13 protein-coding genes are annotated in these 14972 nt (G+C 64.3%); 4 read left to right on the forward strand and 9 right to left on the reverse strand.

Annotated features, from left to right (window positions below; genetic code table 11):
• Positions 1-2: 2 nt before the first annotated feature.
• Positions 3-1625, reverse strand: a complete 1623-nt coding sequence (locus tag DWB23_RS18595; protein WP_121744259.1) for a tryptophan--tRNA ligase — start codon at positions 1623-1625, stop codon at positions 3-5.
• Between the two features lie 116 nt (positions 1626-1741).
• Between DWB23_RS18595 and DWB23_RS18600 the strand changes: the two genes are divergently transcribed.
• Complete coding sequence (locus tag DWB23_RS18600) at positions 1742-2137, forward strand: methylated-DNA--[protein]-cysteine S-methyltransferase (protein ID WP_121744260.1); 396 nt, start codon at positions 1742-1744, stop codon at positions 2135-2137.
• 70 nt (positions 2138-2207) lie between these two features.
• On the opposite strand, the gene DWB23_RS18605 is transcribed toward DWB23_RS18600, so the two are convergent.
• The 4 genes from DWB23_RS18605 to DWB23_RS18620 all read right to left on the reverse strand — a co-directional run bounded on the left by DWB23_RS18605 (position 2208) and on the right by DWB23_RS18620 (position 6317).
• A complete protein-coding gene (locus tag DWB23_RS18605; protein ID WP_121744261.1) occupies positions 2208-3413 on the reverse strand; it encodes a tubulin/FtsZ family protein in 1206 nt (401 codons plus the stop codon).
• 127 nt (positions 3414-3540) lie between these two features.
• Positions 3541-4596 carry a tRNA-intron lyase gene (gene endA, locus DWB23_RS18610; RefSeq protein ID WP_121744262.1) on the reverse strand — a complete coding sequence of 352 codons (1056 nt, stop codon included), beginning with the start codon at positions 4594-4596 and terminating at the stop codon, positions 3541-3543.
• Between the two features lie 272 nt (positions 4597-4868).
• Entirely contained in the window at positions 4869-5645 is a 777-nt protein-coding gene (locus DWB23_RS18615; RefSeq protein WP_121744263.1) for a DUF91 domain-containing protein, read from the reverse strand.
• A 69-nt stretch (positions 5646-5714) separates the two neighbouring features.
• Positions 5715-6317, reverse strand: coding sequence for a TlpA family protein disulfide reductase (locus DWB23_RS18620; protein WP_121744264.1), 603 nt, complete (start codon positions 6315-6317; stop codon positions 5715-5717).
• Positions 6318-6574: 257 nt separating this feature from the next.
• Between DWB23_RS18620 and DWB23_RS18625 the strand changes: the two genes are divergently transcribed.
• Positions 6575-7168, forward strand: coding sequence for a DJ-1/PfpI family protein (locus DWB23_RS18625; RefSeq protein WP_121744265.1), 594 nt, complete (start codon positions 6575-6577; stop codon positions 7166-7168).
• Between the two features lie 360 nt (positions 7169-7528).
• Entirely contained in the window at positions 7529-8179 is a 651-nt protein-coding gene (locus DWB23_RS18630) for an HAD family hydrolase (protein WP_121744266.1), read from the forward strand.
• A gap of 48 nt (positions 8180-8227) precedes the next feature.
• On the opposite strand, the gene DWB23_RS18635 is transcribed toward DWB23_RS18630, so the two are convergent.
• Both DWB23_RS18635 and DWB23_RS18640 read right to left on the reverse strand, forming a co-directional pair.
• Entirely contained in the window at positions 8228-10588 is a 2361-nt protein-coding gene (locus DWB23_RS18635; protein ID WP_121744267.1) for a DEAD/DEAH box helicase, read from the reverse strand.
• Positions 10589-10719: 131 nt separating this feature from the next.
• Complete coding sequence (locus tag DWB23_RS18640) at positions 10720-11319, reverse strand: hypothetical protein (protein ID WP_121744268.1); 600 nt, start codon at positions 11317-11319, stop codon at positions 10720-10722.
• 244 nt (positions 11320-11563) lie between these two features.
• Between DWB23_RS18640 and DWB23_RS18645 the strand changes: the two genes are divergently transcribed.
• Positions 11564-12847, forward strand: a complete 1284-nt coding sequence (locus DWB23_RS18645; RefSeq protein WP_121744269.1) for an RNA-guided endonuclease InsQ/TnpB family protein — start codon at positions 11564-11566, stop codon at positions 12845-12847.
• Between the two features lie 146 nt (positions 12848-12993).
• Here the strand turns inward: DWB23_RS18645 and DWB23_RS23160 are convergent, their stop codons facing one another.
• Together DWB23_RS23160 and DWB23_RS18655 are read right to left on the reverse strand one after the other, a co-directional pair.
• Positions 12994-13167: a hypothetical protein gene (locus DWB23_RS23160; RefSeq protein ID WP_162989868.1), complete on the reverse strand. Its 174-nt coding sequence runs from the start codon at positions 13165-13167 to the stop codon at positions 12994-12996.
• Positions 13168-13933: 766 nt separating this feature from the next.
• Positions 13934-14971 (reverse strand): LLM class flavin-dependent oxidoreductase, encoded by a 1038-nt coding sequence (locus DWB23_RS18655; RefSeq protein WP_121744271.1) that lies wholly within the window; start codon positions 14969-14971, stop codon positions 13934-13936.
• Position 14972: the final 1 nt, after the last annotated feature.

Raw genomic sequence — 14972 nt, forward strand, 5'->3', positions numbered from 1 at the left:
TCCTACTGGCGTCGGCGAGGCGATTCGAGTTCGATATCCGCTTGCTCGAGTAGCGCTGCGACCTCCTCGCGTTTTTCCTGGTGTTCCTCGAGGAACTCCTTCATCAACTGCGCGGCCTGCTCCTTGCAGTCGCCGCAAAGTCGTTCGCCGCCGACGCACTCGTCGTAGACGCGCTTGGCGAACTCGTCGTCGTCGCCGGCCAGCAGGTAGGCGTACAGTTCGTAGACCGGACACTCGTCGGCTTTCCCGCCGAGTTCGCGCTGTTCTTCGGCCGTCTCGCGGCCGCCGGTCGTCGCCGATTTCACCTTGTCGTAGCCGTCTTCGGGGTCGTCGAGCAGCGAGATGTGGCTGGCCGGGATCGAGGAGGACATCTTCCCGCCCGTCAGCCCGGTCATGAATCGGTGGTAGATCGAAGACGGCGGCTGGAAGCCGTAGCCCCCGTTGTCGACTTCGACTTCGCGGGCGAGTTCTTCGGCCTCCTCGCGATCGATTTCGAACGCGTCGATGTGGCTCTCGTAGACGCGCTTTTCGCCCTCGATGGCGTCGATCAGCGCGTCGAAGGCGGCGTCGGTTGCCCGCCGATCGAAGAAGCGGGTTCGCGGCCGGATCGGCTCCATGCCGGCCTCGTTGAGCTTCGTCAGCACCGAGGTGAGGACGTCGGCGGCGACGCCCAGTTCCGAGAGCGGCGTCTCCTCGAGCGCTTCGGCGACGTGGACGCACCGGAGCGTGTCGTCGTCGAACTCCTCGGGCTCGAGTCGCTCGTAGAACTCGGTGACGAGGGCGCGCTCGACGGGCTCGAGTTCGAAACTGGCGTAAGCTTCGGACACCTTGAAAAACCGCATCCGTTCGGCGAGGTCCCGAGCCAGCCGGACGTGGGGGTCCTGATCCGGGCCGACGGGGATGACGGTCGGCTTCGGCTCCTCGAGTTGCGGGTAGAGGATGTCGGCCATCTGGGTGACCACGCTCTGCATGTGCGAGACGTCGGTCTCGCCGTCGAAGCCGTAGATCGCCTGGAATTCCGAGAAGTTTGCCTCGGCTCCGAGGTCGAAGGCCAGGTCTTGGACCTCGCGGTTCGTGGACTGCCGGTAGAGCTCCCCCTCCTCGGGGTCGAAGCCGAGCGCGAGCAGCGACAGCAGGTAGTTGCGTGCGTGCTCGTCGATGTCCGCCCAGCTCATCCCGCGGGCCGAGTTGGCCTCGAGGTCGGCGATCAGGGCGTAGGCGTCGGCCCCCTGCTGTTGGTGCCAGATGATCTCGTCGAAGACGAGTTTGTGGCCGATGTGAGGATCGCCCGTCGGCATAAAGCCCGAGAGGACGGCCGCAGGATCTCCGTTTTGCAGCGCCCGTGCGACGGGCCGATAGTCCCGATGCCCGAAGATGACGCCCCGACGCATCAGGTAGTGCGGATTCGGCACCCGCTCGAGGATTTCGTCGAACTCTTCGATGCCGAACTCCTCGAAGAGCTTTCGGTAGTCAGAGACGCTCGAGGATCCCCACGGGTCCAGTGCGACGTCGTCGACGACTCCGCCGTCTGCTCGAGGGATCGCCGGTCCCTCGCCGTCGGCCCCGGCGGCTCCACCGTCGGTCCGTGGCTCCGTTCGCTTCTCGAGTGGGTCGTCTCCGGTCATTAGGTGCGTTTTGGCGCGCCAGCGCGCAAAAGCCTTCGGCTTCGCCGCGGTGAGTCGGCGGCCGAGCGACGCGCGGTAGTACAGAGTAAAGCGTCCTCGCGACGAACACGCTCCCGATGCAGATTCGAATATTCGGACACGAACGCGACATCGAGGGCTCGAGGATCGACGCAGCGCCGGCGACGATCCGCGAGCAAGTACGCGAGTACGAGGCCGGCGAGCGGGACGCGTTCGACCTCGAGATCGAGTACCCGGAGAATTTCACGGGACGCGTCATGCGGGAGATGGTGCGCATTCCGTCCGGCGAAACGCGAACGTACGGAGATATCGCAGCGGCCCTCGATAGCGCACCGATCGCCGTCGGACAGGCCTGTGGCCGGAACCCCGTTTCCGTGATCGTTCCGTGCCACCGGATCGTCGGCGCGGATTCCCTCGTCGGCTACGGCGGCGGGCTCGAGCTGAAGCGACAGCTGCTCGAGCACGAAGGCGCGACGATTCCGGGGGCCCCGTAGCCGGTCGATTCGGTCCGTCGTTCCAGTTCGACTCCGAGATGGTTCGTGACGCTTTCGCCGAGTCGCCGTATCAGACGCGATGTCGCTCTTGGGTTGCCGCGCGCAACTCCTCGAGCCGGTCGACCGGTTCGACGTCGGCGAAGACGACCGCCGCGAAGACGGCTTCGCCGTCGGGCCGTGGCGCGTCGCCGCCGAGGATTCCCCTCCCGCCGATGGTCGACTCGAGGGTTCCGCGCCCCTCCGCGATCGCCCGTCGGTTGAGCCACGCCGGCGGCCCGCCGACGATCAACAGCGCGCGCTCGGCTGCGTCGCGCTCGCACTCGAGCGTGAGCGTATCGTGGATTCCCTTTCGGACCACGGTTTCGACGGCGCTGACCGCGCTGCTCGTCTCGACGTCGGGCTCCGTCGCGAAGAGACCGAGCCCGAACCGCGAGCCGCCCGTTTCGACCGGCTGTTCACCGTAGCCGAGGCTCACGACGGCCGTTTCGTTCCCCATCACCCGGCCGATATCGCTCGCGTCGATCACGGTCTCGGCGACGCTGTCGCCGGACGCGGCGCTAGCGGCGAAGACGGCCGTCACTCGCCTCGCCAGTTCGCGGTTGCAGCGGTCGCGACCGTCGACGAGTCCCTCACCCGTACGGAGCCACCGCTCGTTGTCGAAGGGAACGATCGCGCTCGCGAGGCCGTCGAGTCGCTCGAGCGTCTCGATCGCGTTGGCCGCCGCGTTCGGTCGCGACGGGCCGTTCGCCGTCTCGGAAGCGATCGCGGACCCGGATTCGCTCGAGCCACCGCCGTTTTCGGGTGGGGTGTCGGCACGTCCGGCTTCGGGGGCGCCGTCGACCGCCGGCTCGAACTCGCGGTCGGCCGGCAGCGTCGCGAGCACGTAGACTGGTTCGTCGTACCGTCGCTGTAACGTTGCGACCAGCGCCGGGACCGTCCCGCCGCCGGTCGCACCGCCGAGGCCGACCGCGACGAGAAACCCGTCCGCAGCCGCCGAGGCTCCGCGATCCAGCACCCGCTCGAGTTCGTCGACGTGCTCCTCGCCGACCTCGAGCCCTCGCTGTAACTCGCCGTCGAGACCGGCGTCGAGTCCGACGTCCTGCCCGTACTGATAGCGGTGGGATTCCGGGACGTCAGTGTATTTCGGCAGCGCTTCGCCGTCAGTATCGAACGCGAAGACGTCGGCGACGAACGAGCGGTCCGCCGGCTCGGCGGCCCGAATCGCGTCGACGATCTGACAGCCCGCGCCGCCGATACCGATCACCTCGAGTTGCATACTGCTGTTATCACCCGCCGGGACTTTCACGGTTGCGCTCACGATCGTCGCGTTCGGTTCGCGGCCGCGACTGGATCGCGGTGCTCGAAACGACGGTCAGCGGACGAACGGCGTAGAAATAGCAGACTCAGGGCGTCAGCCGCTCGAGCGACCACCAGTCGATCTCGCCAGCGTCGTCGACCAGTGCGAACACCATCGTCTTGCGCACGCCGTGGGCGAGTCGAACGTCCAGCGCGAGGTCGCGGGGCTCGAAGACGTAGCCGTCGGGATGGACCCGGACCAGCAACTCGGAGTGACCGAGATTTTCGACCGACTCCACCTCGGCGTAGGTCCGGAAGTCCGCGCCGAACTTGTAGCCCGTCTTGGGGACGACGTCGCGTTCGCGCAGGGTCGTGTAGACGGCGAGGCGTCGAACGAATCGCTCGCCTTCGACCTCGCGACCCCGTTCCCGGACCCTCTCCGGATCGAGATCGATCACCCCGCGTTCGGCGAGAGAAGCCGCCTCGAGCAGCGAACACTGGAGCGTGGGCTCGTCGTACTCCCGTCCCTCGAGCGGTTGGCCGTAGAACCCCCGCTCGTAGAGCTCCAGCGGGGGATCCCAGACGACGACGCGATCCGCCAGCAGATCGGCCTCGCAGCCGTCGGGAAGCGGTGCCGCCGAGGAGCCCGACGGCTCCCGCCGGGAGACCTCGAAGTAGGTAATTTCGCTTTCCTCGTCGACGACCGCGAGGACGCCATCCCGGAGTTCGTCGGCCGCCACGTCGGTTCGCTCGCTGATGACCCGCAACACGTAGGCAATTTCGCCGTCTCCGGGTCCCTTTCCGCGCGGGAATACGGCGAAGTCCGCTTTACCGCCGGGCGGGTCGGTGATCCACGGCTCCGCGGCCGGCGAGAGATAGAACCCGCGCGACCGGAGGTCGGCGTAGACGAGAAACCGGACGCCGAACTTCGTCCCGGGCTCTCGGGCCACGAACGACCGGAAATCGAGTCGTTCGCCGCTCGCGTCGACGATCGCCTCGAGGTCCCCCCGGTAGAGCAGGTGAGCCGCCTCGACGGGCGACAGTGCAATTTCGTTCCCCTCGAGCGGATAGCCGTAGCCTCGCGAATCGTGATAGCGCTGGCGCGCATCGTCCCCTACGCGGACGACGCCCGCCGCCTCGTCGAACCGCCCCTCGAGTGACATAGCCGGGTGTTGGCCGGCCGGGACTAAGTGGCTGCGGATCGATCCCGAGTCGAGTACACCGGATGCAGTTCGGAGACGAACGCGTCGAAAGCCCCTGGCACGCTCGACTCCCACGACTCGCTGTGGTCCTCGTCTCACTGCGTTCGACTGCGGTCCTTGCGTCGGCGGGGTTCGTCGACCGTGCCAGCCCCTTTCAGTCCCACCCACCGCAGCGCCGGCTGGTCGGGGTCTGTAGGGCGGTGGATGGGTCCACTGTGGAGCGCGTCGTTGGGTTAGTCTCCCATCGTTGATTCGGCCTCGAGCGTCCGGTCTACCACCTCGTCACATGTCACGTCGAGACAGCGGGTTCCGCTGGCGGTTTCGAAGGTGGGGAGGCCACAGCCGCACTCGCCGTCGACGATGCCGGTGGGGAGCGCGAAGCCGGTCTCGCAGTCGGGGTAGTGCTCGCAGCCGGTGATGAGCCCGCCGCGCCGGAGGATCCGGAGGTCGCCGCCACAGTTCGGTTCCGGACAGTTCCACTCGCGATCGAAGGCCTCGCGGACCGCCGCGTCCAGGGACTCACAGCCGCGGTCGAGGCAGACGTTAAAGGCGAGGCCGCGCTCGACGCGCATCCGCGGGAGGCCACAGTCACAGTCACACTGCTCGTCGCGGATCGTCGCGTCGGCCGGCACGCCGTAGCGATCGCCACAGCCGACGCAGTGGACGCCGCTCGAACGCACCAACGCAGCGCCGCAGTCCGGACACTGACCGATCGGCGTCCCGGCCGCCGAGGCCGGGTAGTGGGCGAACCCGTCCTGGTCGTGGGCGGCGATCCGCAGCGTCTGGGTGTCCTTTTTCGCGACGAGCGTGAAATCGTTCGCGCGATCGCTCGAGATGCTGTCGGCCCGCGTTAGCCACGCGACGGGCTGGTAGCCGTCGATATCGTGAACCAACACGGTGTTGTCGGGTTTGACGATTGTCGTCACCCGGCCGCGGTACTCCTCGCGGTCGGTGTCCTCGGCGATAACGGTACAGTCGCCCGCGAGCACGCGAATCGCATCGTCGATCATAGGCTATCTGGCCGCGCGTTCGTATTTAAACTCGAGGACGGTCGGAACGCGAACGCGGTTCGATTGCGGCTAGCCGTCGACCTCGTTTCCGTCCTCGAATGCCGTCTCGACGCCGCTAATCAGATTGCCAGCCGTCGTGCCACCCCTGTCGCGCCAGTGGACCTCGCCCGTCCCGTCGATGGCGATCGTCGTTGGGGTTCCGGTGACGCTGTAGAAGTCGAACAGCGCTCCTGGTTCGTCGATCCCGATCGTCCAGTAGCCGTCCTGTTCGACCCACCAGTCCGACAGCTCCGAGCGCGACGGCTGTGCGCCGGAACTCCCGTTGATGAGGGTCATGACGTGGACGGAGCCGTCGGGACCCACGTCGTGTGACGCCTCGAGACGGTCGTACGCCTCACCGACGCGTGACAGCATTCCTCGGCTGGTCGGACACGTGATCCGGATGAAGTTGATCAGTTGCACCTGTCCGGACGTTGGAACCTCGAACGTCCCGCCTTCGCTGCCCGGCGCGTCGACGGCGGTGACGTCGAACGGCGGGTCCCGCTGTACGCCCTCGTTCGCCTCCTCTTCCTCGTCATCCTCGAGACAGCCGCCGAGTATCGGTAGCGTCGCGACGCCGGCGATAACCGATCGTCGGTTCGTGGTCGCGGCCGTCCAGTGGCGCTTCACCATTGATTGCTCGGTCGGACGTAGACGCCGCGGCGTCAGGAGTGTTTCCCTTGTGTCCGGTCCGGCGACCGACGGACGAACCGCCTTTCGTAGCCTCGAGTGACGACCGCGATAGCAACTACATCGAGGACGGCGCGGGCACGTACCCGCCCCGGCGAACCGAGCGAATCGAGCGATTCGAGGAGGGACGTCTCGCTCGTGGATACCGTCCTGCCCATTCTGGCACAATACGTTTCACGCCACCGGACCTCTACCCGCGTATGGCCGACACTACTGTCGAAATCGTGTTGTTCGACGGCTTCGACGAACTGGACGCGATCGGTCCCTACGAAGTGTTCGAGAACGCCGCTCAGGCCGGTGCCTCCCTCGAGACGACCCTTGTGACCCTCGAGGAGACCGACATCGTGACCGCGAGTCACGACCTGCGCGTCGAATCACAGGGAACCCTCGGAGAGCCGGACGTCCTGCTCGTTCCCGGCGGCGGCTGGACGACGGCGAACGAGGGTGTCCGCGCGGCCGTCGAAGGCGGGGTGTTGCCGGACACCGTCGACGAGCGGTACACCGAGGGCGCGACGGTCGCGTCGGTCTGTACCGGCGCGATGGTACTCGCCGAAGCGGGCCTGCTCGAGGGCCGTCCCGCGGCGACCCACCCGGTCGCGGAGGACGATCTCGAGGCCCACGCCGCGAACGTGGTCGATAAGCGGGTCGTCGACGACGGCGACGTGTTGACCGCGGGCGGCGTCACCTCCGGCATCGATCTGGCCCTGTGGCTCGTCGAGCGCGAGTTCGGCGAGGACGTCTCGAGCGAGGTCAGCGAGGAGATGCAGTACGAGCGAAGCAACGTGTTCGGGTAGTCGTCGTATCGGTAACGGTCCGGGGATCGGCTGGGTGGGAGACAGTCGACCGCGTTGCTCTCGTTTCGAATGCGTGTGGAGTGTCTGCGCGACCGTTTCGGGTGCGTGTGGAGAGTCGGTGACTCGCTCGTACTGGCGTCGATGAGTTCCACGTCCTCCCCAGCCGATTCACTCGCTCTCTGCGTTCGCTCGCTCATCCCTCGCACGGGTTCGCGTCGCGTCTCGCGCTGCTCGCCGCGACACAGCGCGCGCCACCGCACGTGGTTCGGTCGGTTCGAAACGCTTCGACTGTCGTCCGAACCGGCGAACCCGATTGCTTCTTGCCAAACGGCTATCCGTGACGGCCGGGTAAGCCGGTCCATGAACGCAGTGCTGTTCGATATGGACGGCGTCCTCGTCAACAGTGAGGACTACTGGGTCGAGTTCGAGCGCGAAGAGATCCTTCCCTGGGTCGTCCCGGATCAGGACGTCGACGTCGCCGAAGTGAGCGGGATGAACTTCCGCGAGATCTACGACTACCTCGAGGCCGAGTACGAGACGGCCGTCTCCCGCGAGGCGTACGTCGAGCGGTTCTCGGCCGCCGCCGAGGAGCTCTACACCGAGCGCGTCGACCTGCTCGACGGAGCCCACGACTTGCTCGAGCGACTGGACGACGAGGGCGTTCCGACCGCAGTCGTCTCCTCCTCGCCTCACCAGTGGATCGGCTGGGTCGTCGAGCGCTTCGATCTCGAGGGCGAGTTCGACCACGTCATCAGCGCCGACGACATCGACGCGGCGAGCAAGCCGGAACCCGACGTCTTCGAGTACGCGGCCGACGAGGTCGGCGTCCCGGCCGCGGAGTGCGTCGTCGTCGAGGACTCCGAAAACGGGATCGAGGCGGCGGCTCGAGCCGATACCGTCGTCGTCGCGTACCGGATCGACGCCCACGGCGATATCGACCGCTCGGCGGCGGACGCGGTCGTCGATTCGCCAGCGGAACTGCAGGGGACCGTCCTCGAGTTGGTCGCGTAGAAACTGAGCGGACGCCGACACCGCGCACAGCATTCGCTCGTCGCGTACCTACGCGACGTCGACTGTCCGCCGCTCCTCGAGCGGAAGCAACGGCTCCTCGGGGAAGGCGACGCTGACGGTGTACTCGAGTTCGTTCGCGTCGGCACCGAAGACGCCGACGGGGACGGTCTCCTCGTCGCGCAGGTAGGTGTTCGTACTGGACATCTCGATCCCGTTGACGGTTACTCGGATGCCGGCTCGAGCGGGTTCGCCGACGTTTCGAACCGTCACGTCGCAGACCTCGTTCTCGCCCGTCGGGATCGCCTCGGGGAAGTTGCCCCAGTCGACCTCGATCGACGGCAGCGATTGGCCCCCCTCGTAGACGCGTTCGGCGACGCCCGCCGACAGACCGGCATCGACGAGTCCCTCGATGCCGGCACCGACGATATCGCCGGGCGTCGACAGCCCCTCCGTCGACAGCTTGCTCGCCCGCCCTGGACCGACGCCGTCGATGGCCGTCAACCCGACGGCGTCCTCGGCGACGCCGTTCTCGATCCGGGCTTCCACCCGGCGGGCGAGGTTCGCCGCGTGCGGCCCCGCGAGGCGATCGAGGAAGGCCCCCAGCGCGGAGATGAGCCGCGTCGCGTTTTGCCGGATGACCCACGCGTCGCTTCGCAACTCCGCGGGGATACTGCCGCTGGCCGCGCCGTACAGGATCGCGAGCACCTTCCGATCGCCCGCGTCGAAATCGTCCGTCTCCCGGCCGACGAGCACCGCGTTGATCGCGTCGCGTTCGTCCTGTCGGGCCGACACCGAGTCGAACTCCTCGGCGATTGCGACCGCCTCGAGAATGTCGTCGGCGTCGAGCGTTTCGGTTCCACCATCGGTGACGCGATCGCACAGCGCCGCGAACTCGGCGGCCGTCTCGAGCCGGAGGTAGTACTTCGAGGCCAGCACGCCCCGCGGCGTCGCCTCGATCGAGAGCTCCTCGCCGGTCTCGACGAAGCCGCGGCCGACCAGGTCCTCGAGGCAGTCCCGGACGCGCTGTCGGAGGTTCGGGAAGTCGTACGCTTCGGGCTTGGACTGGCCGCGAACGTAGTAAAACGTCGTCTCGAGCCAGTCCATCACGTCCTCCAGGTCGGTGATCGTCCCCATCGCGATCTCGGCGTTCAAGTGGGTCTCGAGGCTCTCCGCGAGACGGGATTCGATCTCCTTCCCGTCGCGGAGCAGGCGGCGGTACTTGTCCGCGTCCGCGCCGTCGCAGACGACCCAGCCGTAGCCGACGTCGTCGTACCCCGGCCGTCCCGCGCGCCCGAGCATCTGGAGCACGTCGAGCGGGCTCATGTCGACCTCGCCCTCGAGCGGGTCGTGGACCTTCGTGTCCCGAATGACGACGCAGCGTGCGGGCAGGTTGACCCCCCAGGCCAGCGTCGAGGTCGAGAACAGCAACTCGACGTGGCCCGCCTTGAACCACTCCTCGACGAGGTCGCGGTCGTTCTTCGAGAGCCCCGCGTGGTGGAAGGCGACGCCGTCGAGGACGGAGTTACGGAGGGTGTCGTTCTCGAGGTCCTTCGTCTCGGTGTGGAACTCGTAGTCGCCCCGGGCACCCATCGGAACGTCGCGCTCGGCGATCTCGTCTCTGGCCTTCTTGGCCGCCTGGACGGTGTCCTGTCTCGAGGAGACGAAGACGAGCGACTGCCCGTCCTCCCGGAGGTGTGGCTCCGCGAGGTCGATCGCTCGATACAGCCGACGGTACTTGTCCGCAAACGAGTTCTCCCCGTGCGTGTAGGTCTTGACGCCCGCGTTGAGATCGACGGGGCGGTACTCGTCGCCGAACTCGAACGTCGCCTCCTCCGGCGCGTCGAGCCACGCCGCCACGTCGTCGACGTTCGGCATCGTCGCCGAGAGCGCGATGACTCGAGGATCGCAGAGTCGGCGCAGGCGAGAGATCGTGACCTCGAGCACCGAACCTCTGCGATCGGCGTCCAGCAGGTGGACCTCGTCGATCACGCAGACGTCGATGTCGGTGACGAAGTCGTAGCGTCGCGAGTCGTGTTTGCGGGTCGCCGAGTCGAGTTTCTCGGGCGTCATCACGAGGATGTCAGCGCGGCGCGCGCGCCGTGGGTTCAGATCTCGTTCACCCGTGACGACGTAGACCGAGTAGTCGAGGGTCTCGAAGCGATCCCAGTCGTCTTCTTTCTCGTTCGTCAGGGCTCGCATCGGGGCGATAAACAGCGCCGTGCCGCCGTCGGCGAGCGCCTTGCAGATTGCGAGCTCCGCGAGGGCCGTTTTGCCCGAGGCCGTCGGCGCGCTCGCGACCACGTTTTCGTCGGACTCGAGCAGTGCTGGCAGTGCCTCGCGTTGCATCGAATTGAACTCCTCGAAGGCAAAGGCGTCAGCGAATTCGGGGAGAACCTCGGCGACCTCCATCACACGAAAACGGGGTGTGACGGGTCAAAGGGGTTTCCTTTACTGTCGGACAGCAGTCGTCCGGGTTCGAACGACCGATTCTCAACCAGTTCTCGTCAGTAGTCTTCGGGGTGAGGGACTCACACGGTGTGTTATCGCGTGTTGAACACGGCGGCCAGCACCGCGCCGCCGGTGGTGAACACCAGCGGATAGAGGATCCCGCCGAGGACGAGCGCGGGGACGAACTCCGGGGCGACCGAGCCGGACGCGTCGACGCCGAAGACCGTTCCTTCGGAACTCGTCTCGGCGACGAGCGCACCGAGGCCCATCACGACGGCGTAGCCGATCGTAACCGGGACGCCGGCGACGACGCCCTCGCCGATATCGGTCACGCCCCACTGTACGACTAGCAGTGCACCAAGCCCGAGGAGAACGAGCGGCGGGATCACGTATAGCAGCGTCGCGCTGGTGCTCCCCGACTCGGCGATGAAGTCCACCGTGCTCGTGCTCCCGAACGAGCCGAACGAACCGGTCGTCTCGACGTCGACCATGTGGGCGTTGTAGAAGTACCAGGCGACGCCCTTCCACTCGGCGGCGTCCTCGCCGAAAACCTCGCGAACCTCGTCGACGATCAGCACGTACGTCACGAGGTAGCCGATCGCGCCGGCGAGAACGCCGAGGCCCGCACTCGCCGCGGTGCTCGAGTACCGCGCTGTCGCGCTCTCGTCGATCGTCGCCGATTGTGGCGTCATTGTACCATTCTTAAAGTGGTGTTGAATTAATGAGCGTTGTGGTTTCGCTCGATGAACGTCAGCAACGATGACCATTCTCCGGCTCTGTACTCTGTTTATACGCTGAGTAGTGCAATACCACGCCGTGAACGGCGTGGATACGCGCCGTCACTTGATGACGCCATCCACCGAGGACAGCCCGGCAGGATATTCCGCGTGAATCGCAATCAACACCGTTATATAATTTTGCAAACATAGGTTATGCATGGCGAAAGAGGTCGTCCCACGCACCATCGTTGCTTCCATCAGGAACCAGCGACAAGTGCAACCCGACCTCGACCCGCTTGGATTCGCCGCCAGTAAACTCTGGAACATCGCAAGATGGACTTGCGACCGTATCTGGAACGAAACTGGCCTCATCCCCGAGGATAGCGACCTAAAATCGTACCTAAAGTCCCACGAACGCTACGCCGACTTACATTCTCAATCGAGTCAGCGCGTTCTCGAAGAACTCGCTGAAGCGTTCAAAGGCTGGTACACGAAACGCCGAAACGGGGGCCAGAAAGCGAATCCACCAGCATACCGCAAACACAACAACGACCACCCACGCTCCACAATCACGTTCAAAGGCGCAGGATTCAAAGTCGACACAAAGTACGGACGGATCCGCCTCTCGAAAGGGCGGAACCTCAAAGAATACTGGTCCGACTTCATCCTCTGCGACATCCAAACCCGTCCAGACATTGACTTGGACGACGTGAAAAGCGTTCAACAAGTTCGCGCAGTCTGGAACGATTCGAAAGACGAGTGGGAGTTACACCTCGTCTGTAACATCGAAGTAGATGCGCCAGACACGCCCGGTGGGAAGACCGTAGGTGTTGACCTCGGTATCAACAACTTCGCCGCACTCGCCTACGAGGATGGCGAGGCTGAGTTGTATCCGTTGAACTGCTTGAAGCAGGACGATTACTACTTCAGCAAGCGTATCGCTCGCTGTGATGAATCGTCCTCGGAGCAGGCCACACGGTTGAACGCGAAAAAGTCCAATCGTCGCACTCACTATTTTCACGTCCTGTCCAAACACATCGTTCAACGATGTGTTGAAGAAGATGTTGGTACCATAGCCATTGGCGACCTTGGTGGTATCCGTGAAGACGAGGATAGCGAAGTGAAGGATTGGGGTAAACACGGCAATCTTGACCTGCACTCGTGGGCGTTCGACCGTTTCACGAACTTGTTGGAGTACAAAGCTAACGTCGAGGGTATCTCGGTGGACCGGGTATCTGAACGCGGTACGTCCAAGTCGTGTTCGTGTTGTGTCCGGGAGAGAAAGTCGAACCGCGTGGAACGCGGGTTGTACGTGTGTGACGAGTGTGATATGGTTGCAAATGCTGATGTGAACGGTGCTGAAAATATTCGACAGAAAGTATCTCCGAGTCTCACCCGTGGTGGGAGAGATAGGAGTAACGGCTGGTTGGCACAGCCATCGACGTATTTGTTCGATTCCGAGAGCGGATGCTTTGCACCGCGAGAACAGGTATTGTCGTAGACCTTAATATCCCAACCGCGGTCGGGATTCCCGCGTCTTCAGGCACGGGAGGATGTCAATTTCGCCGTAAACGTTCGGACACGAGAACGGACCGTCGAACTGCTATTCCGGTAGTTGAGCCGTTCCTCTCGGTATTCGAGTTCGATTCAGACCGCGACTTCGCCGGAGTTTCTCTCTCCGGTCCGAACGTAGTCATCGGCCGCGGCAACGATGCGAACCAGCGGTGTCATGACCACGAGCAAGAACCCAACGAGGACGGTCCGCGTGTAACTCGGTTCAGTTGTTACTACCGTCTCCTCGAGAAGGTGCTCAGGCTGCAATGGATGTGTGACGTGGGGCACGGAAACCGCGTTCGGTGACTCGACACCTGCTTCGAACTCGATAATTATCTGCTCAGAGTATTACTCAAATAGCTCCCATTTAATGCCGTTCCGACTCGATTGGCCGGCGAGAACCGTCCATCAATGCAACCGATACCCTGCCAGCAGCCATAGCCCGGGTCACCCGGCGGACGGCGGCCGTGCACTCGAATTCGACGGCGAGTGTCGTTGGCTGTCTCTCGTCCGCAGGATGCGTTTCACTCCGCCCGGGTTTCTCTCCCTGGAAATCTGGGAAAACATAATCTTCGACGGTCGGGTACTGGACGCCGCCTTCGGACCGCGTCGTGTTGCTCTCGCGTACGCGAGACGATTCTCTCCGTAGAGACTGTATTCCCTCCCAATGGACCTTGCGCTCTCCGTCAGCGGAGTTACGCCGTTGGACTACACTCGGCGATGCGATCGTTCCCATTTCAGGAGTGAACGGCAGGTGGTTGAAACGGTCCTGAATATATATCTAATCTGGTCTTTATGTCTATATATACCTTACTTGATAATTTGGCGGGGTGCACCTATAACCGTTCGATTCGTTCTCACATCATCTCCCTGTACAGAGAACCGGTCGAAGACGACGACGTGCGAGCGTCGATCGGCGTCTCGATCGATCGCGCTGAGAGCACTGACCGCGTCTGGCGGACTGATGGGACAGAGAGCCTACCGGCCGTTAAGCCCGCATACAGTAGCGAGTCCAAACCGGTATCCGACCTGCTCAGGCGGCCTTGAATTCGGCGAACACGTCGATGACCTCTTCGACGTTCGGACCGAGCGAATACAGCGACGGTTCGGTACACCCCGTCTCACAGTACTCGGCGACCTTCTGGACGCAGTCTTCGGGCGTTCCGGCGGCGACGACGTTGGTGACGACCTCGTCGGGAACGAGACGGCTGGCCCGCTCGATATCCTCGGCGTTCGCCGGCCAACCGCCGAGTTCTTCGCCGATCTGTTCGCCGACTTCCGGTGCGATACCCGACGCCTTGGTGATGTGGGGCTGTTGGCCGATATACTGGGTGACGAGCCCTCGAGCGGTGTCGATGGCGACGTCTCGGTCCTCGTCCATCGAGACCGCGATCAGCTGCGGCCGGTCGACGTCTTCGATACTCCCGCCTTGCTTTTGGGCTCCTTCCTCGAGCTTCGCCATCGCCTTCTCGTTGTGCTCCGGGGGAATGATGTAGTTCATGTAGACGCCGTCGACGACGCCCTTCGCGGCGAGTTCGCCGGCCATCTTGTTCATCGTCAGGCCGGTCGCGCCGATGTAAATCGGAACCGTTCGCGGATCGGCGTTCGCCCGCACCAGATCGAGTTCGATATCCTCGACCTGGATGAACTGCCCGTCGTACGTCACGTTCTCTAAATCGAGGAGTTTCTTGAGAACGGTACAGTACTCCCACATGTATCGGAGCGGGCTCTCTCGGTCGATACCGACCTGTTTTGCGAGCGGATCCCACCACGCGCCGATGCCGAGCATCGCTCGCCCGTCGGATAACTCGTCCAACGTCGAGAACGTCTGTGCCATCAACGCGACGTTTCGCGTGTAGCAGTTCGTCACCCCCGGCCCGAATTTGATCGACTCCGTTACCTGCGAGTACGCGCCCATCACCGTCATCGCGTCGCGAACCAACCGGGATTCTCCCTGCCAGACCGTGTCGAATCCCTTCTCTTCGGCGTAGATCGCGTACTGAATCTCGTCGTCGATGTTTTCCCGTTCCCAGTTCCAGATCCCGAGTCGATCGAAGGTCGGGTCCCCCATC

The sequence above is a fragment of the Natronorubrum halophilum genome (assembly GCF_003670115.1).
Lineage (GTDB): Archaea > Halobacteriota > Halobacteria > Halobacteriales > Natrialbaceae > Natronorubrum > Natronorubrum halophilum.

Coding starts and splice junctions, on each gene's coding strand:
- DWB23_RS18640 (WP_121744268.1), bottom strand. CDS start 11,319: ATGACGCCACAATCGGCGACGATCGACGAGAGCGCGACAGCGCGGTAC.
- DWB23_RS18620 (WP_121744264.1), bottom strand. CDS start 6,317: ATGGTGAAGCGCCACTGGACGGCCGCGACCACGAACCGACGATCGGTT.
- DWB23_RS18635 (WP_121744267.1), bottom strand. CDS start 10,588: ATGGAGGTCGCCGAGGTTCTCCCCGAATTCGCTGACGCCTTTGCCTTC.
- DWB23_RS18615 (WP_121744263.1), bottom strand. CDS start 5,645: ATGATCGACGATGCGATTCGCGTGCTCGCGGGCGACTGTACCGTTATC.
- DWB23_RS18605 (WP_121744261.1), bottom strand. CDS start 3,413: ATGCAACTCGAGGTGATCGGTATCGGCGGCGCGGGCTGTCAGATCGTC.
- endA (WP_121744262.1), bottom strand. CDS start 4,596: ATGTCACTCGAGGGGCGGTTCGACGAGGCGGCGGGCGTCGTCCGCGTA.
- DWB23_RS18625 (WP_121744265.1), top strand. CDS start 6,575: ATGGCCGACACTACTGTCGAAATCGTGTTGTTCGACGGCTTCGACGAA.
- DWB23_RS18645 (WP_121744269.1), top strand. CDS start 11,564: ATGGCGAAAGAGGTCGTCCCACGCACCATCGTTGCTTCCATCAGGAAC.
- DWB23_RS18595 (WP_121744259.1), bottom strand. CDS start 1,625: ATGACCGGAGACGACCCACTCGAGAAGCGAACGGAGCCACGGACCGAC.
- DWB23_RS18630 (WP_121744266.1), top strand. CDS start 7,529: ATGAACGCAGTGCTGTTCGATATGGACGGCGTCCTCGTCAACAGTGAG.
- DWB23_RS18600 (WP_121744260.1), top strand. CDS start 1,742: ATGCAGATTCGAATATTCGGACACGAACGCGACATCGAGGGCTCGAGG.
- DWB23_RS18655 (WP_121744271.1), bottom strand. CDS start 14,971: ATGGGGGACCCGACCTTCGATCGACTCGGGATCTGGAACTGGGAACGG.